Below are 13,385 nucleotides of genomic sequence, written 5' to 3'. Positions count from 1 at the left end.
CGGCCAGAGGGTTCCACGTATCAGGCGAGCAGGTTCACGGCGTGCCGGAACAGGCCGGGGAACCTGGCGGCTGCCGGCGTGATCAGGGGGGCCAGGCCGGGCTGGTTCCGGGTCCAGAGGAGGGACGTCGTCAGCAGACGGTAGGTGCGGGACAGACGACGCCACGCACGTTCGTACTCCTGTGGACGGTCGGCGTGCAGGCAGCGCACCAACGCGTCCGCCGATGCCAGAGCGAGGGTGAGCCCCTCACCTGTCAGCGCGTCGACGTACCCGGCCGCGTCACCGACGAACAGGACCCGTCCGGCCACCCGGGAACGGGCTTGCTGGCGCAGCGGTCCGGCTCCCCTGACCGGGGTCCCGTCGGCGCCGTGGAGGCGGGACGCCAGGAGGGGGAAGTGGGCCAACTGGGATTCGTACGAAGCGTGTTGACCGGTGAGGATCGCGACGCCGATCTGCCGCGGTCCCAGGGGCGTGACGTACGCCTCGCACGCGGCCGACCAGTGGACCTCCACGAGGTCGCTCCACGGTTCGACGGCGTAATGGCGCCGCAGTCCGTACCTCGGTGGATGTCGCCGGGCGTCCGGACGCACGGTCAGGCCGAGTGTCCGGCGGGTGGGGGAGTGCAGTCCGTCAGCCGCCACGAGGTAGCGGGCGGCCATCCCGTCCGCGGTGACGTACGTGTCGTGCTGGCTCACCTGGCGAACGCGGTGCGGGACGACCGGAACACCCAGCTGGGCCGCCCGTGCGGTGAGGGCCTCGTGCAGCAGGGTCCGGCGGGCGCCGAGGCCGTACCCGGTGCGGAACGCGGCTTCGGCACGTCGGCCGTCGGCGGCGTCGACGTAGCCGATACCCCGCAGGGCCTGGCCGGGCACGCTCACGTCGAGCGCCTTGAGAGCCCGTACGGCCGCGGGCATCAATCCCTCACCGCACGCCTTGTCGACAGGCGCGGGGCGCGGCTCGGCGACCATCACGTCGAGGCCGCGTCGCGCCGCGTGGATCGCGGTGGCCAGTCCCGCCGGGCCCCCTCCGACGACGAGGAGGTCGATCACTGCGCCGTACCGGAGGCGGGGAGGGTGCGTGACGGCGCCAGCGCGGTGTTCTCGCAGCGGATGCGTACGGTCAGCAGAGCCGCGTTGAGGAGCGTGAAGCACAGGGCGGTGAGCCAGGCGGTGTGCACCAGGGGGAGGGCCAGGCCCTCGACGACCACGGCCAGATAGTTGGGGTGCCGCAGGTACCGGTACGGGCCGGAGGAGACCAGCGGAAGGTCGGGGACGATCAGAACGCGGGTGTGCCAGCGGGGGCCGAGGGTGCCGATGCACCACCAGCGCAGCCCTTGGGCGGCCAGCGTGAGGGCGAGGGCGGGCCAGCCGAGCACGGGCAGGAAGGGCCGGTCGGCCGCCCAGGGCTCGACGAGGCAGCCGACGAGGAGCGCGGTGTGGAGGGCGACCATGGTCGGGTAGTGCCCGGCGCCGTGCTCGAGGCCGCCGCGGGCCCGGCTCCAGGCGCCGTTCCGGCGGGCCACGGCGAGTTCGGCGAACCGCTCGGCGACGACCAGGAGGATCAGTACGGTGTACGGCGTCACAGGTGTCACCACGCCAGCAGGACGAGTTCGGACGAGAAGCCGGGCCCGAGGGCGATCATCAGGCCGGTCGTACCCGCCGACGGCGGTGCCGTCTGCGTGTCGCTCAGAATCTGCAGCACCGAGGCGGAGGACAGGTTCCCCGTGGCCGCCAGGGCGCGACGGCTCGCGGCGAGGGCCGAGTCCGGCAGACCGAGCTCCTCAGCCAGCGCGTCGAGGATCCGGGGGCCGCCCGGGTGACAGATCCACGCCGTGACATCCATGGGCTTGAGGTCGTGCTCGGCGAGGAAGGACTCGACCTCCTCGGTCACGTGCAGCCGGACCAGCTCGGGGAGCTCCGGCCCCAGCACCATGCGGAACCCCCACTCGCCGACGTCCCAGCCGAGCATCTGCTCGGTCCCCGGGTACAACCGGCTGCGTGTGGCCACGACCCTGGGCCCCGGGGCGGCCGTCCCACCCGTCGTCGTGGACGCACGGTCGCTGTGCGCGGCAACGAGCGCGGCGGCTCCGTCCCCGAACAGGCTTCCCGCCACCAGGTTCGCCATCGACATGTCTCCGCGCTGCAAGGTCAGCGAGCACAGTTCGGTGGACAGGAGGAGTGCCATGCGGTCGGGCCGGACGCTGAGATGGTCGTGCGCGCGGGCCAGTGCGGCGGCGCCTCCGGCGCACCCGAGACCGAACAGGGGCAGTCGCGTGACGTCGGACCGCAGGCCGATCCGTGTGGCGACGCGGGCTTCCAGGGAGGGGGTCGCGACCCCGGTCACGGTCGTCGAGACGACCAGGTCGATCTCCTCGGGGCGCACCCCCGCGTCGCCGAGGGCCCGTTGGGCCGCTTCGACGGCCAGATCGGTGGCCAGTTCGACGAAGAGTCGGTTGGTCTCGCCGAACGTGCCGAGCGCCCGGTAGCGGTCGAGGGGCAGGGCGAGATGACGCGTGTCCACCTGAGCCCCGGCGTGCAGCCGGCGCAGGAGGCCGCTGTCGGTCCCGGGCGGCAGGCTGGAGACGAGGTCGTCGGTGATCTCCTGCTGCATGTAGCGGTGTGGCGGGAATGCCGTACTCACCGCGAGTACACGAGTCATTGCTCCAACATAGGGACAGGGAGACGGCGACACCCTGAACCCGGCCGTCACGGGCGCGCCGTGGCCTAGCGTGTCGGTGGTGCACGCCACGACTGATGAAGGAACCGACGGCCTGGTCGGCCCGTCCCGTCAAGGCCGCGGCGAACGGTCCGCTCTCGTCGCTCTTCTGAAGGCCGCTCACCCTGTGCCGGCAGTGGCGGTCACGGCCGTGAGCGCGCTGCTGGCCGCCGCCGTGGGCCTGGGCCCCGCTGCCGGGGTCAAGGCGATGGCAGCGGTCGCCGCAGGCCAGCTCTCCATCGGCTGGTGCAACGACCGGATCGACATGCGGCGCGACAGGGCCGCAGGCCGGCGGGACAAGCCGCTTGCCGTGGGGGCGCTGCGGCCCGGGACCGTGGGTGCGGCAGCGCTGGTGGCCCTGCTCGCCTGCGTCCCGCTGTCGCTTGCCTGCGGGTTCCGGGCCGGCGCGGTCCACCTCGGTTGCGTCGCCGCCGCATGGGCCTACAACCTGTGGCTGAAACGAACCATCGTCTCGTGGGTGCCGTACGCCGTGGCCTTCGGGCTGCTTCCCGCGTTCCTGACGCTGGCTCTCCCGGGCAGCCCGTGGCCACCTCCCTGGCTCATCGCCGCAGCGGGTCTCCTTGCCACCGGCGCACACTTCGCCAACGTCCTCCCCGACATCGAGGACGACCTTGCGGAGGGTGTGCGGGGACTGCCGCAGCGACTGGGCAGGCGCGGGTCGATCGCATGGGCCGCCTTTCTGACGTTCGCCTCCTGCGTGGTGGTGACGGTTGGGCCGACGGGGTCCGTCACCCGCGGCGGCGCAGTCCTGATCGCGGTGACACTGACGGTGTGCCTCGTCTCGGTGGCCGGACCGACCGCACTCGTGGAAGGCCGCCTGCCGTTCTTGGTCATCCTGGGCGTCGCCGGGGTCGATGCCGTACTTCTGGTGCTGGCCAGTCGCACGCAGGCCGCCGGACAGGCCTGGCCGTGACGAACCCGTGGACCCGTCCTTCCCCGAGCCCCTGAAGGTGCGGGGGTCAGCCAGTGGTGGGCCGCCAGGCGGCCTCGGCGGCTCCGGCGGTGGGGTGGATGGGGAAGACGTGCTCCAGGCCGACGATGCGGAAGGTCCGGTGGAGGTGGTCGGGGACCGCGGCCAGCGCGATGGTCGCGTCGGCGGCGAGGGCGTGGTTGCGGGCTGCGATGAGCACGGTGATGCCGCTGGAGTCGCAGAACGTGAGACCTGCGAGGTCGAGGACGAGCTGTTGGCCCGCCCGTAGGCCGGCGCCGGGCAGCGCCGCGCGGACCTGGGGTGCGGTGCGGTGGTCCAGCTCCCCGGTCAGTTCGATGACCGCTCCCTTGGCGGTGGTGCGGGTATGGAGGGTCAGATGCCTGTTCATCGGGGCTCTTCGCTGGTGGGCCGGGGCACGTGGACGGCCAGGACGGCGGTGTCGTCGTCCACGCCGCTGCCGAAGGTGTCGAGCAGGTCGCGGACAGCGCCGATGGTGGCCGACGCGGTGGTGGGGGCGAGGGAGCGGCCGAAGGCGAGGAGGGCGTCGTCTCCGTAGCGGCCCTCGGTACCGGCGTTGGTGTGGGCCTCGGTCAGGCCGTCGGTGTGCAGGAGCAGGGTGTCACCGGGGGCGAGGTGGACGGTGGTGGTGGCGATGTCGGCGTCCGGCAGGACGCCGATGAGCTGCCCGCCGGGTGTGGGCAGGTAGTCCGCCGTGCCGTCCGCGCGCATCAGCAGGGCGGGTGGGTGGCCGCCGCTGGCCAGGGTGATGCGGAAGCCGCCGCGGTCGGCGTCGGGGGTGAGCAGGCCGAAGATGACGGTGCAGAAGCGCGGGTCTGTGCCGTTGTACTCGTGGTTGAGGACGGTGTTCAGGTTGGTGAGGACGGCGGCCGGGTCGGGGTCGTAGACGGCCGCGGCACGCAGGGTGTACCGGGCCAGCGAGGTGACGGCCGCGGCGGCGGCGCCCTTCCCGCAGACGTCGCCCAGGAACATTCCCCAGGTGCCGGCGGCCAGGGGGAAGAGGTCGTAGAAGTCGCCGCCGACCTCCTCGACGGAGGCGATGTGGTAGTACGCCGCCACGTCCAGGCCGGGCACGTTCGCCAGCGCCGGGGGCAGCAGGGTCTTCTGCAGGGTGGTGTTCAGGAGTTTCAGGCGGTCGCGTTCCTGGTCCGCTTCCTGACGGGCGCGCAGCAGCTCGGTCTCGTAGGCGCGGCGGTCGCGGGCGTCGAAGACGGTCGTGCGGATCAGCAGTGGCTGCCCGTCACTGCCCGTCTTGACCCTCGAGGTGACCATGACGGGCAGGCGGGAGCCGTCGGCGGCCTTCAGCTCCAGGGCGATTCCGCTGATCTCGCCCTGCATCCGCAGGAGCGGTGCGAAGTGTGTCTCGTGGTAGAGCCGCCCGCCGACGGTCAGCAGCTCGGAGAACCGCTTGCGTCCCACCAGCTCGCCGCGCTCGTATCCGAGCCAGTCCAGCAGCGTGCTGTTGACCTTGGCGATCTCCCCGTCCAGCAGGGTGGTCAGGTATCCGCAGGGCGCGTGCTCGTAGAGTTCTTCGGCGCTGTCCTCCAGCAGGGCGGAGAACCGAGCCTCCCCGTCCGCCGGGCCCCGGTCCTCGCCCGGGTCTCCGCTCCCTGCCGCGTCGCCTGTCCTGCCCATCTATCCGGCGGTTCCCACGAACGCGGTGATCGCCGCGACGGTCTCCTCCGGGGCGGAGAGCTGGGGGCAGTGGCCCGTCGCGTTCAGCGTGACGAGCCGGCTTCCCGGAATCCGTGCGTGGACGAAAGCGCCCACCTCCGGCGGAGCGATCGCGTCGCTCGAACACTGAGCGACCAGGGTGGGCACACCCACCGCTGCGAGATCGGCGCGGTTGTCGGACAGGAACGTCACCCGGGCGAACACCCGGGCGATGTCCGGGTCGGTACGGCAGAAGCTGTTGGTCAGCTCCTCACCCAGCTCCGGCCGCTCCGGGTTACCCATGATCACCGGGGCCATGGCGCCCGACCAGCCCAGATAGTTCGCGTCCAGCGACTCCAGAAGCTCGTCGATGTCCTCGGCGCTGAACCCGCCCCGGTATCCGGTGTCCGGGTCATCGATGAAACAGGGCGACGGCGCGAGCAGCACCAGGCCGGCGAACGCCTCGGGCTCCCGTGCGGCGGCCAGCACGCCCATCATCCCGCTCACCGAATGCCCCACGAAATAGACCGGGCCCAGCGCGATCTCCCGGCACAGTTCCAGCACGTCGTCGACGTACCCGTCCAGTGACGAATACCGCTCCCGGCTCCACGCCGACAGCGCAGAGTTCCCCGAGCCCACATGGTCGAAGAGGACCACGGTGAAGTGGCGCTCCAGCGCGGGCACCACCAGACGCCACATGTTCTGGTCGCACCCGAAGCCATGCGCCAGCACCACCACCGGCGCGCCGGGACGCCCGGTCACCGTCACGTGGTTCCTGCTCCGCACGTCCATGCGGAACATCCTCGCAGACCAGCTCCCGACCGCCAGCCCGTCGAGGTTTCCCGAACGTGCCGCGGGTAGAAGAGCAGCGGTCGGGGAGCTGACGTGGTCAGGCGAAGGGGTGCGGCGCGATGCCACGGCGGAACGGGGTGCCGACGCCGTCACCCGCGACCACGGCGCGCGGCCGGGACGCCGCCTCCGCCTGTCAAGGGCATGGGGTCGGTACCGCACGACGCCCACCTGGGGTCGTCGTAATCCGTCCGGAATCCCACGATTCACCGCTGACAAGCCTCTGCCATGGCGAGGACTTGCCGTGGTGAGGCCTTCACGACGCCGTTCGCCGGTCGATAGACCCATGGCATGTACTCCCCCTCTCATGCATCCGCCTTCTGGCGCAGGCGCCGGCGGCTGATCTCGGCGGCCACCGCAGTGCCCCTGCTGGCGTCGGGCCTCGCAGTTCTGCAGGCACCCGCACAAGCCGCTCCGAGCAAGCCCACCGTTGCCGCCAAGCCCCCGCCGACCCACAAGGTCACCCTGGTCACCGGTGATGTCGTCACGGTCACCACGACGGCCGACGGCAAGCAGGTCGCCGACGTCGACCGGCCGGACAGCGCCGTCGGCGGCGTGAAGTTCCAGGAGATCAAGGGTGACTTGTTCGTCATCCCGGACGAGGCCGCGCCGCTGCTGGGGGCGGACAGGCTGGACCGGCGGCTGTTCAACGTCACCGACCTGATCGAGATGGGGTACGACGACGCGAAGTCGGCCGCGGTACCGCTCATCGCGACGTACGCCGAGCCGACGTCCCGCGCGGCCGCCGAGCCGACGGCTCCCCGCGGCAGCAAGCTGACCCGCAAGCTCAAGGGCATCCGAGGCGCGGTGCTCAGCACGGAGAAGCGGCAGGCCCGCACCTTCTGGACCTCCGTCGCGCCGCACGGCAGCGCCACGCTGGGCGCGGGTGTCGAAAAGCTGTGGCTCGACGGTCGTGTGAAGGCCAGCCTGAAGGAGAGCGTGCCGCTGATCGGCGCGCCCGAGGCCTGGGCGGCCGGGTACGACGGCAAGGGCGTCAAGGTCGCGGTGCTCGACACCGGGATCGACGTCAACCACCCCGACCTCGCCGGCCTGATCGACGGCACGGCGAGCTTCGTGCCGGGTGAGGGCATCACCGACGTCAACGGGCACGGCACTCATGTGGCCGGCACGATCGTCGGTTCGGGCGCTGCCTCCGGAGGGGACGAGAAGGGGGTCGCACCCGGCGCCGACCTGTACGTCGGCAAGGTGCTCGGCGGCGCGGAGGGCTCCGGCCAGGACTCCTGGGTCATGGCCGGCATGCAGTGGGCCGCCGAGTCCGGTGCGGACGTCGTCAACATGAGCCTCGGCGATTCCTACCCCACGGACGGCAGCGACCCGATGTCGCAGACCGTCGACGCGCTCTCCGCCCAGTACGGCACCCTGTTCGTCATAGCCGCCGGCAACTCCGGGCCAGAGAGCATCTCAGCCCCGGGTGCGGCTGCCTCCGCGCTGACCGTGGCCGCCACGGACAAGCAGGACCGGCTCGCGTCCTTCTCCAGTACAGGCCCGCTGGCCCACTCCGGTGGCATGAAGCCGGACATCGCCGCGCCGGGCGTGGACATCACCGCTGCCCGCTCGCAGGAGATGACTGGTGGTGAGGGCCTCTACCGCACCATCAGCGGCACCTCGATGGCCACCCCGCACGTGGCCGGCGCGGCGGCGATCCTGGCCCAGCAGCACCCGGACTGGACCGGCGCGCAGCTCAAGGAACACCTGATGAGCACCGCGAAGGGCCTGGAGGGCGGGTACTCGCCGTACGAGGTCGGCACCGGCCGCCTCGACGTGGCCGCCGCAGTGCGCAGCACGGTCCGCGGCACCGGATCGCTCTTCTTCGGCCACCACACATGGCCGCACGAGCCGAGCGACGGCGCCGTCACCAAGGATCTGACCTTCACCAACACCGGTTCCGCGGACGTCACGCTCGACCTGTCGCTGACCGGCGACGGCGGCCCGTTCACGCTGGGAGCGACCGCGGTCACCGTCCCGGCGGGCGGCACCGCCGCCGTCCCGGTGACCGGTGACCCGAAAGCCGCCTCCGCCGGCCGGCACGTCGGCTACGTGACCGCCACCGACGCTGCCACCGGGCAGCCCGTGACCCGCACGTCCGTGGCGCTGCTCAAGGAGGAGGAGCGGTACGACCTGAACATCAAGCTGGTCGACCGGAACGGCAAGCCCGCCACCGGCTCCGTCACGATCAACATGGCCGGCGACTTCTGGCCGTGGCAGGTCCACGTCCAGGGCTCGACCACCATGCGCATGGCACCCGGTCACTACACCGTCGCGGCGTACCTCGACGTGGACGGCGAGAAGGCGGACCGCTCGGGTCTGGCCGTGCTGGTCGATCCGGAGACGGTGCTCAAGGACGGCGCCGCAGACGTGGTTCTCGACGCGAGCAAGGCACGACTGCTGCAGACCGAGGCACCACAGCGCACCGAGGACCGCCAGCGCAAGGTTGATTTCAACGTCCACTACAAGGGCCTCGACCCGTTCATGGACTATCGCAGCGCGTACGTGCTGCCGCCGACGTACGACGACGTCTACGTCGCGCCGACGGAGCCGATGAAGCAGGGCGAGTTCATCCTGACCACCCGCTGGCGCAAGGGCGAGCCGCAGCTCGGCCTGAGCACACCGGGCGGCCGGCTCCGGTTCGATGCAATGGTGCAGGCAGGCAGCGCCCTGGGCACCGCCACGGACAGGCTGGACGCCGTCCACGCGGGCAACGGTGCGCCCGCCGCCTACGAGAAGGTCAGGGCCAGGGGCAAGGTCGTCGTCATCGAGCGCAGCGACGAGGTCTCGCCACAGGAGCGCACCGAGGCCGCGGTCGCGGCCGGTGCGAAGGCGCTGATCGTGGTCAACGACGGCGTCGGTGGCCTGATGGAGTACGTCGGCGAGTCGGCCATCCCGGTGGCCACCGTGCATCGCGACGCGGGCAAGTCCCTCGTCTCGATGGCCAAGGCCGGCATCCTGAAGCTGACCGTGGAGCAGACCGAGCACACGCCGTTCGTCTACGACCTCACCCGGGAGTACCCGGGCCAGGTTCCGGACCGTGCCCTGGTCTACAAGCCGACCAAGGGTGACCTCGCCCGGATCGATGCCCGCTACTACTCGGCCGCGGGCGGCGCGATGGCGGAAGGCTACCGGTCCGACTTCACCCTCAGCCCGTCGTTCAACTTCCCCGAGGCCGAGTGGCACCCGGGCACCCGCACCGAATGGGTGACGCCGGGCCAGGTCTGGAGGGAGTTCCACGCGCAGGGTGTCGACGGACCCCTGCCGTGGGTGATGGTGTCGGGCGACAACACGTACGCCAAGGGCAGCACCACCCGGCTGGACTGGTTCGCTCCGGCGACCCGCCCCGGCCAGAGCGAGTCCTTCGGCGTGTACAACTCCCGATGGCAGAACCACATGACCTGGAACGTGCAGGCGTGGGCATCGGCCAGCGACACCATGCGGCTGGGCGGGTTCCTGCCGTGGGGTGAGACGCCGACCCACCTGCAGGTCTTCCAGGGCGAGAAGCTGATCCACGACAACCCGCAGAGCACGGACATGCAGTGGGTGGAGGTACCGGCGGGCAACCTGCCCTACCGCGCCGTCCTCGACGCCGAGCGCCCCGGTGATCACTTCCGGCTGTCGACGCGCACCCGAACCGAGTGGACGTTCATGTCCGACACCGTCGACTCGGACTTCTTCGAGCCGTTCTCGGTGCTGAACCTGGACTACAAGCTGGAGTCGGACCTGCACGGCGACGTGAAGGCCAACTCGACCCAGGAGATCGCGCTCAAGCCGGTGCCGATGGGCCGCGGCACCCTGCCGGGCACCGTCACCACGGTGAAGCTGGACGTCTCGTACGACGATGGCACGACCTGGCAGAAGGTGGCCCTGACCAAGGGCACCGACGGCTCCTGGACGGGTTCGTTCAGGACGGCCAAGAAGCCCGGCGGCTTCATCTCGGTCCGCGCGAGCGCCGGGACGGACAGCGGTTACAGCGTCAAGAACGAGATCATCCGGGCGTACGGCCTGCGATGAACCGCTCTGTCGGGTCCCGGGGAGGCGACTCCCCGGGCCCCTTCCCCCCGCACCAGCTCCCACCAGGGACTATTCAGGGTCTGCCGCCATGGCGCATACTCTCCCCGCTGCGGCAAGCGGAAGAGAGTCGGTCGCCGATGCTGGATGTTCTGGGCCTTGAACCCGATGACGAGCGGGTCTACCGGGCGCTGCTCGGACGGCCGGACTCCACCGCGGACCTGCTCTCCGACCACGTCGTCCTCCCGTATGCCCACGTCGACAAGGCCTTGTCCCGTCTGGTCGGGTGGGGACTGGTGACGAGGTCGGCGGACGACCGGTTCACCGCCGCGCCGCCGGCCATGGCGCTCGGCGCTCTCATCAGCCAGCGCCGGGACGGGCTGCGTATGGCCGAGCACGCCCTCGTGACCTTCGCCGAGGAACACCGAGCGGCGATGACCGGGAGCAGCATCAGCGATCTGATCGAGGTCGTCTCGGGCGTCGACGCCATCCGCCATCGCTTCCTGCAGGTGCAGCAGGCGGCACGTACGCAGGTCCGATCCTTCATCACCGCACCGTTCGTCGCCCTGCCGCCCGACGAGAACACCGCCGAACCCGTGGCCATCGGCCGAGGCGTGCAGTTCCGGGCGGTGCTGGACCAGGCCGTGCTGGCAGAGCCGGGCATCATCGACGACGCGATCGATTCGCTCCGCAAGGGCGTGCAACTCCGTGTCGCCGACCAGCTGCCGATGAAACTCGTGCTGGCCGACGCCGATCTCGGTCTTGTCCCGCTCGCGGTCACACCGGACGGGGAGCCCGGCGCCGTGCTGCTGCACCGCAGCGGTCTGCTGGACGCGCTGGACGCTCTGTTCGAGACGGTATGGCACTCCGCGCACCCGCTCGCGCTGTCGGCCGCGGCCGGAGAGTCCGAATCCACCGTCGCGGTCGGTCCGCAAGGCCCGACCGAGCTCGACCGCAGGATGCTCGCGCTGCTCCTGGCCGGCATGACGGACCTGACGGCCGCGACCCAACTCGGCCTGTCACCGCGCACGCTGCACCGGCGGCTGCGTCGTCTCATGGACATGGCCGGAGTCCGGACCCGCATGCAGCTCGGCGCCTTCGCGGTGCGAAACGGCTGGGCGGAGCCTCTCGGAACGTGACCGGCACGTGGTCAGACCCTCCAGCGCCACACCGAGGGCCGCGGCAGCATCCCGCTCGACAGACGGGAAAAGCCGGGTCGGACGGCGCCGTGGCTGCGACCGCCGTCCGACCCGGAGTCTTCAGGCGGCGGCGCTCACGGCCTGCCCGTTCTCGTGCTCGCAGGCGTCGTCGATTCCGTACGTCTCCCAGTCCGGGAACTCGTCCACGGCGGGCACGTCTTCGCCCGGCCCGAGGAGGCAGGCTTCGAGAGCGGCCCGCAGAGCGTCGGCGCGCAGGCCGGTGCCGATGAAGACGAGCTCCTGGCCCTGCGTGGTGTCCGGTCCGCGGGCGCCCGAAGGTTCGAAGCGGGCGACGGCGCCGGCCTGGGACCAGAGGCCGGTCACGCGAGGGCGGCTGGCGAGCCAGAAGAAACCCTTGGAGCGCAGGATCTGTCCGAACGTGCCGCTGTCGAGGCCCTTGGTGACGAAGGTCCACAGCCGGCCGGGGTGAAAGGGGGCGTCGGCGCGGAAGACGAGCGAGGAGATTCCGTACTCCTCGGTCTCCGGGACGTGGTCGCCGTTGAGCTCCTTGACCCAGCCCGGGGCCTGCTGAGCACGTTCGACGTCGAACAGGCCGGTGCCCAGAACCTGTTCGAGGGCCACCTGGCCGCGGACGGCGGGAACGAGCCTCGCCTCAGGGTTCAGTCGCGAGAGCGTCGCGCGGAGCCCGGCGACCTCGGTCGGCCCGACCAGGTCGAGCTTGTTGAGGACGATGACGTCCGCGAACTCGATCTGGTCCATGAGGAGGTCGCTGACGGTGCGCTCGTCGTCCTCGTACTGGTCGAGGCCGCGGGCGGTGAGTTCGTCGCCGCCGGCGAGCTCCGGCAGGAAGTTCGCCGCGTCCACGACGGTGACCATGGTGTCGAGGCGTGCGAGGTCCCCCAGGGTGGCACCGTCGTCGCGCGGGAACGAGAACGTGGCCGCCACGGGCATCGGCTCGGAAATCCCGCTGGACTCGATGAGGAGGTAGTCGAAGCGCCCTTCGCGGGCCAGCCGGTCGACCTCCTCCAGTAGATCGTCGCGCAAGGTGCAGCAGATGCACCCGTTGGTCATTTCGACCAGTCGCTCCTCGGTGCGGGACAGTGCGGCCTCTCCGCCGCGCACGAGCGCGGCGTCGATGTTGACCTCGCTCATGTCGTTGACGATGACCGCGACGCGCAGGCCCTCGCGGTTGCCCAGGACGTGGTTGAGCAGGGTGGTCTTGCCGGCTCCGAGGAATCCGGACAGGACGGTGACCGGGAGTGGTGTGTCGGCCGGGCGTGCCATCGGCTCAGCCCTCGGGGCGCAGCAGGCCGCGTTCGTACGCCTTCACCAGTCGCTGCGGGACCTGGTACACGGAGCCGTCGACCGTGACCGGGACGAGCTGCGGCGTTGTGGCCTTCCACTGGGCCCGGCGGTGGCGGGTGTTGCTGCGGGACATCTTCCGCTTGGGGACGGCCATCGGGATCTCCTGTGAGGTGTCGAAGGTGCTCGCCGCGAGCTTATATGAAAACGACGACCGTTTTCAATTACGGCCTGACAATGCGGCGTGGGGGAGCAGCGCGGAATCCAGCGCGTGATGTCGTTGCGTCGCTCGCCGTGCTCACGGATCTGGCCGCAGTCCGGCCGGGCACCGCCCCGCACTTTCGGCCAACACTCCGGTCGATCATGGGATTTGACGCGTCGTCCTGCTAGCTTCGGCCTCAGTCTGACGGAGTCGGGGGGGACTCATGGGACGGGAACGGGGCACAGGTGCGTACGCGCACCCCTGCGCGGCGAGCGCCGCGTGGGGAACGGGTGGCACGGGCGGGACGCGCCGGTGAGTACGCCCACGCCGAGCCCGAGCCCGACCGCCACGGCGTCGCCGAGTCCCAGCCCGAGCCCGCAGCCCACCGCGACACCGACACCCGGCACGACGCATCCGCCGTCGCCGGGGCAGCCTTCGGGCACGCCCAGCCCCGAGCCGACACCGTCGCCGAGCCCGAACGCGCCGCCGACCCCTCCGGTCTCCGGCCCGCCGC

The 13,385-nt window shown here is 71.1% G+C and carries 11 protein-coding genes; 3 read left to right on the top strand and 8 right to left on the bottom strand.

All coding sequences use genetic code 11. The features are described 5' to 3' along the window. Positions 1-20 precede the first annotated feature (20 nt). Genes ACFY8U_RS08890 through ACFY8U_RS08880 form a run of 3 tightly spaced genes read right to left on the bottom strand, consistent with a single transcriptional unit; the run spans position 21 to position 2,658 of the window. The gene (locus ACFY8U_RS08890) at positions 21-1,049 is read right to left on the bottom strand and encodes an NAD(P)/FAD-dependent oxidoreductase (protein ID WP_389567578.1); all 1,029 of its coding nucleotides are present in this window, start codon (positions 1,047-1,049) and stop codon (positions 21-23) included. Further along, positions 1,046-1,582 (bottom strand): isoprenylcysteine carboxyl methyltransferase family protein, encoded by a 537-nt coding sequence (locus ACFY8U_RS08885; RefSeq protein ID WP_361444922.1) that lies wholly within the window; start codon positions 1,580-1,582, stop codon positions 1,046-1,048. The genes ACFY8U_RS08890 and ACFY8U_RS08885 overlap by 4 nt, the downstream gene beginning before the upstream one ends. 5 nt (positions 1,583-1,587) lie before the next feature. Beyond that, positions 1,588-2,658, bottom strand: a complete 1,071-nt coding sequence (locus tag ACFY8U_RS08880) for a type III polyketide synthase (RefSeq protein ID WP_389567574.1) — start codon at positions 2,656-2,658, stop codon at positions 1,588-1,590. Positions 2,659-2,842: 184 nt separating this feature from the next. Between ACFY8U_RS08880 and ACFY8U_RS08875 the strand changes: the two genes are divergently transcribed. Beyond that, the gene (locus ACFY8U_RS08875; RefSeq protein WP_389568280.1) at positions 2,843-3,649 is read left to right on the top strand and encodes a UbiA family prenyltransferase; all 807 of its coding nucleotides are present in this window, start codon (positions 2,843-2,845) and stop codon (positions 3,647-3,649) included. Between the two features lie 46 nt (positions 3,650-3,695). On the opposite strand, the gene ACFY8U_RS08870 is transcribed toward ACFY8U_RS08875, so the two are convergent. The 3 genes from ACFY8U_RS08870 to ACFY8U_RS08860 are packed head-to-tail and all read right to left on the bottom strand — an operon-like array spanning position 3,696 to position 6,130. Then, a complete protein-coding gene (locus tag ACFY8U_RS08870) occupies positions 3,696-4,055 on the bottom strand; it encodes an STAS domain-containing protein (RefSeq protein WP_389567571.1) in 360 nt (119 codons plus the stop codon). After that, positions 4,052-5,320 carry a PP2C family protein-serine/threonine phosphatase gene (locus tag ACFY8U_RS08865; protein ID WP_389567568.1) on the bottom strand — a complete coding sequence of 423 codons (1,269 nt, stop codon included), beginning with the start codon at positions 5,318-5,320 and terminating at the stop codon, positions 4,052-4,054. The genes ACFY8U_RS08870 and ACFY8U_RS08865 overlap by 4 nt, the downstream gene beginning before the upstream one ends. Beyond that, on the bottom strand, positions 5,321-6,130 hold the full coding sequence (locus ACFY8U_RS08860) for an alpha/beta fold hydrolase (protein ID WP_389567567.1): 810 nt from the start codon (positions 6,128-6,130) through the stop codon (positions 5,321-5,323). It lies immediately after the preceding gene. A 348-nt stretch (positions 6,131-6,478) separates the two neighbouring features. On the opposite strand from ACFY8U_RS08860, the gene ACFY8U_RS08855 reads away from it, so the two are divergent. Together ACFY8U_RS08855 and ACFY8U_RS08850 are read left to right on the top strand one after the other, a co-directional pair. Then, positions 6,479-10,210: a S8 family serine peptidase gene (locus ACFY8U_RS08855; RefSeq protein WP_389567564.1), complete on the top strand. Its 3,732-nt coding sequence runs from the start codon at positions 6,479-6,481 to the stop codon at positions 10,208-10,210. A gap of 137 nt (positions 10,211-10,347) precedes the next feature. Then, positions 10,348-11,346 carry a TrmB family transcriptional regulator gene (locus tag ACFY8U_RS08850; protein ID WP_389567562.1) on the top strand — a complete coding sequence of 333 codons (999 nt, stop codon included), beginning with the start codon at positions 10,348-10,350 and terminating at the stop codon, positions 11,344-11,346. A 120-nt stretch (positions 11,347-11,466) separates the two neighbouring features. Here the strand turns inward: ACFY8U_RS08850 and ACFY8U_RS08845 are convergent, their stop codons facing one another. Together ACFY8U_RS08845 and rpmF are read right to left on the bottom strand one after the other, a co-directional pair. Beyond that, complete coding sequence (locus tag ACFY8U_RS08845) at positions 11,467-12,651, bottom strand: GTP-binding protein (RefSeq protein ID WP_389567559.1); 1,185 nt, start codon at positions 12,649-12,651, stop codon at positions 11,467-11,469. Positions 12,652-12,655: 4 nt separating this feature from the next. Next, a complete protein-coding gene (gene rpmF / locus ACFY8U_RS08840) occupies positions 12,656-12,826 on the bottom strand; it encodes a 50S ribosomal protein L32 (protein ID WP_030223410.1) in 171 nt (56 codons plus the stop codon). Between the last annotated feature and the right edge of the window lie 559 nt (positions 12,827-13,385).

The organism is Streptomyces sp. NPDC012508, from assembly GCF_042902595.1.
In the GTDB taxonomy this organism is placed as follows: Bacteria; Actinomycetota; Actinomycetes; order Streptomycetales; family Streptomycetaceae; genus Streptomyces.
This window is presented reverse-complemented; position numbering and strand designations above follow the sequence as displayed.

What these genes read in the sequence shown, in the direction of transcription:
- ACFY8U_RS08880 (WP_389567574.1), bottom strand. Translation starts at nt 2,658, where the DNA reads ATGACTCGTGTACTCGCGGTGAGTACGGCATTCCCGCCACACCGCTAC.
- ACFY8U_RS08870 (WP_389567571.1), bottom strand. Translation starts at nt 4,055, where the DNA reads ATGAACAGGCATCTGACCCTCCATACCCGCACCACCGCCAAGGGAGCG.
- ACFY8U_RS08865 (WP_389567568.1), bottom strand. Translation starts at nt 5,320, where the DNA reads ATGGGCAGGACAGGCGACGCGGCAGGGAGCGGAGACCCGGGCGAGGAC.
- ACFY8U_RS08860 (WP_389567567.1), bottom strand. Translation starts at nt 6,130, where the DNA reads ATGGACGTGCGGAGCAGGAACCACGTGACGGTGACCGGGCGTCCCGGC.
- ACFY8U_RS08855 (WP_389567564.1), top strand. Translation starts at nt 6,479, where the DNA reads ATGTACTCCCCCTCTCATGCATCCGCCTTCTGGCGCAGGCGCCGGCGG.
- ACFY8U_RS08850 (WP_389567562.1), top strand. Translation starts at nt 10,348, where the DNA reads ATGCTGGATGTTCTGGGCCTTGAACCCGATGACGAGCGGGTCTACCGG.
- ACFY8U_RS08845 (WP_389567559.1), bottom strand. Translation starts at nt 12,651, where the DNA reads ATGGCACGCCCGGCCGACACACCACTCCCGGTCACCGTCCTGTCCGGA.
- rpmF (WP_030223410.1), bottom strand. Translation starts at nt 12,826, where the DNA reads ATGGCCGTCCCCAAGCGGAAGATGTCCCGCAGCAACACCCGCCACCGC.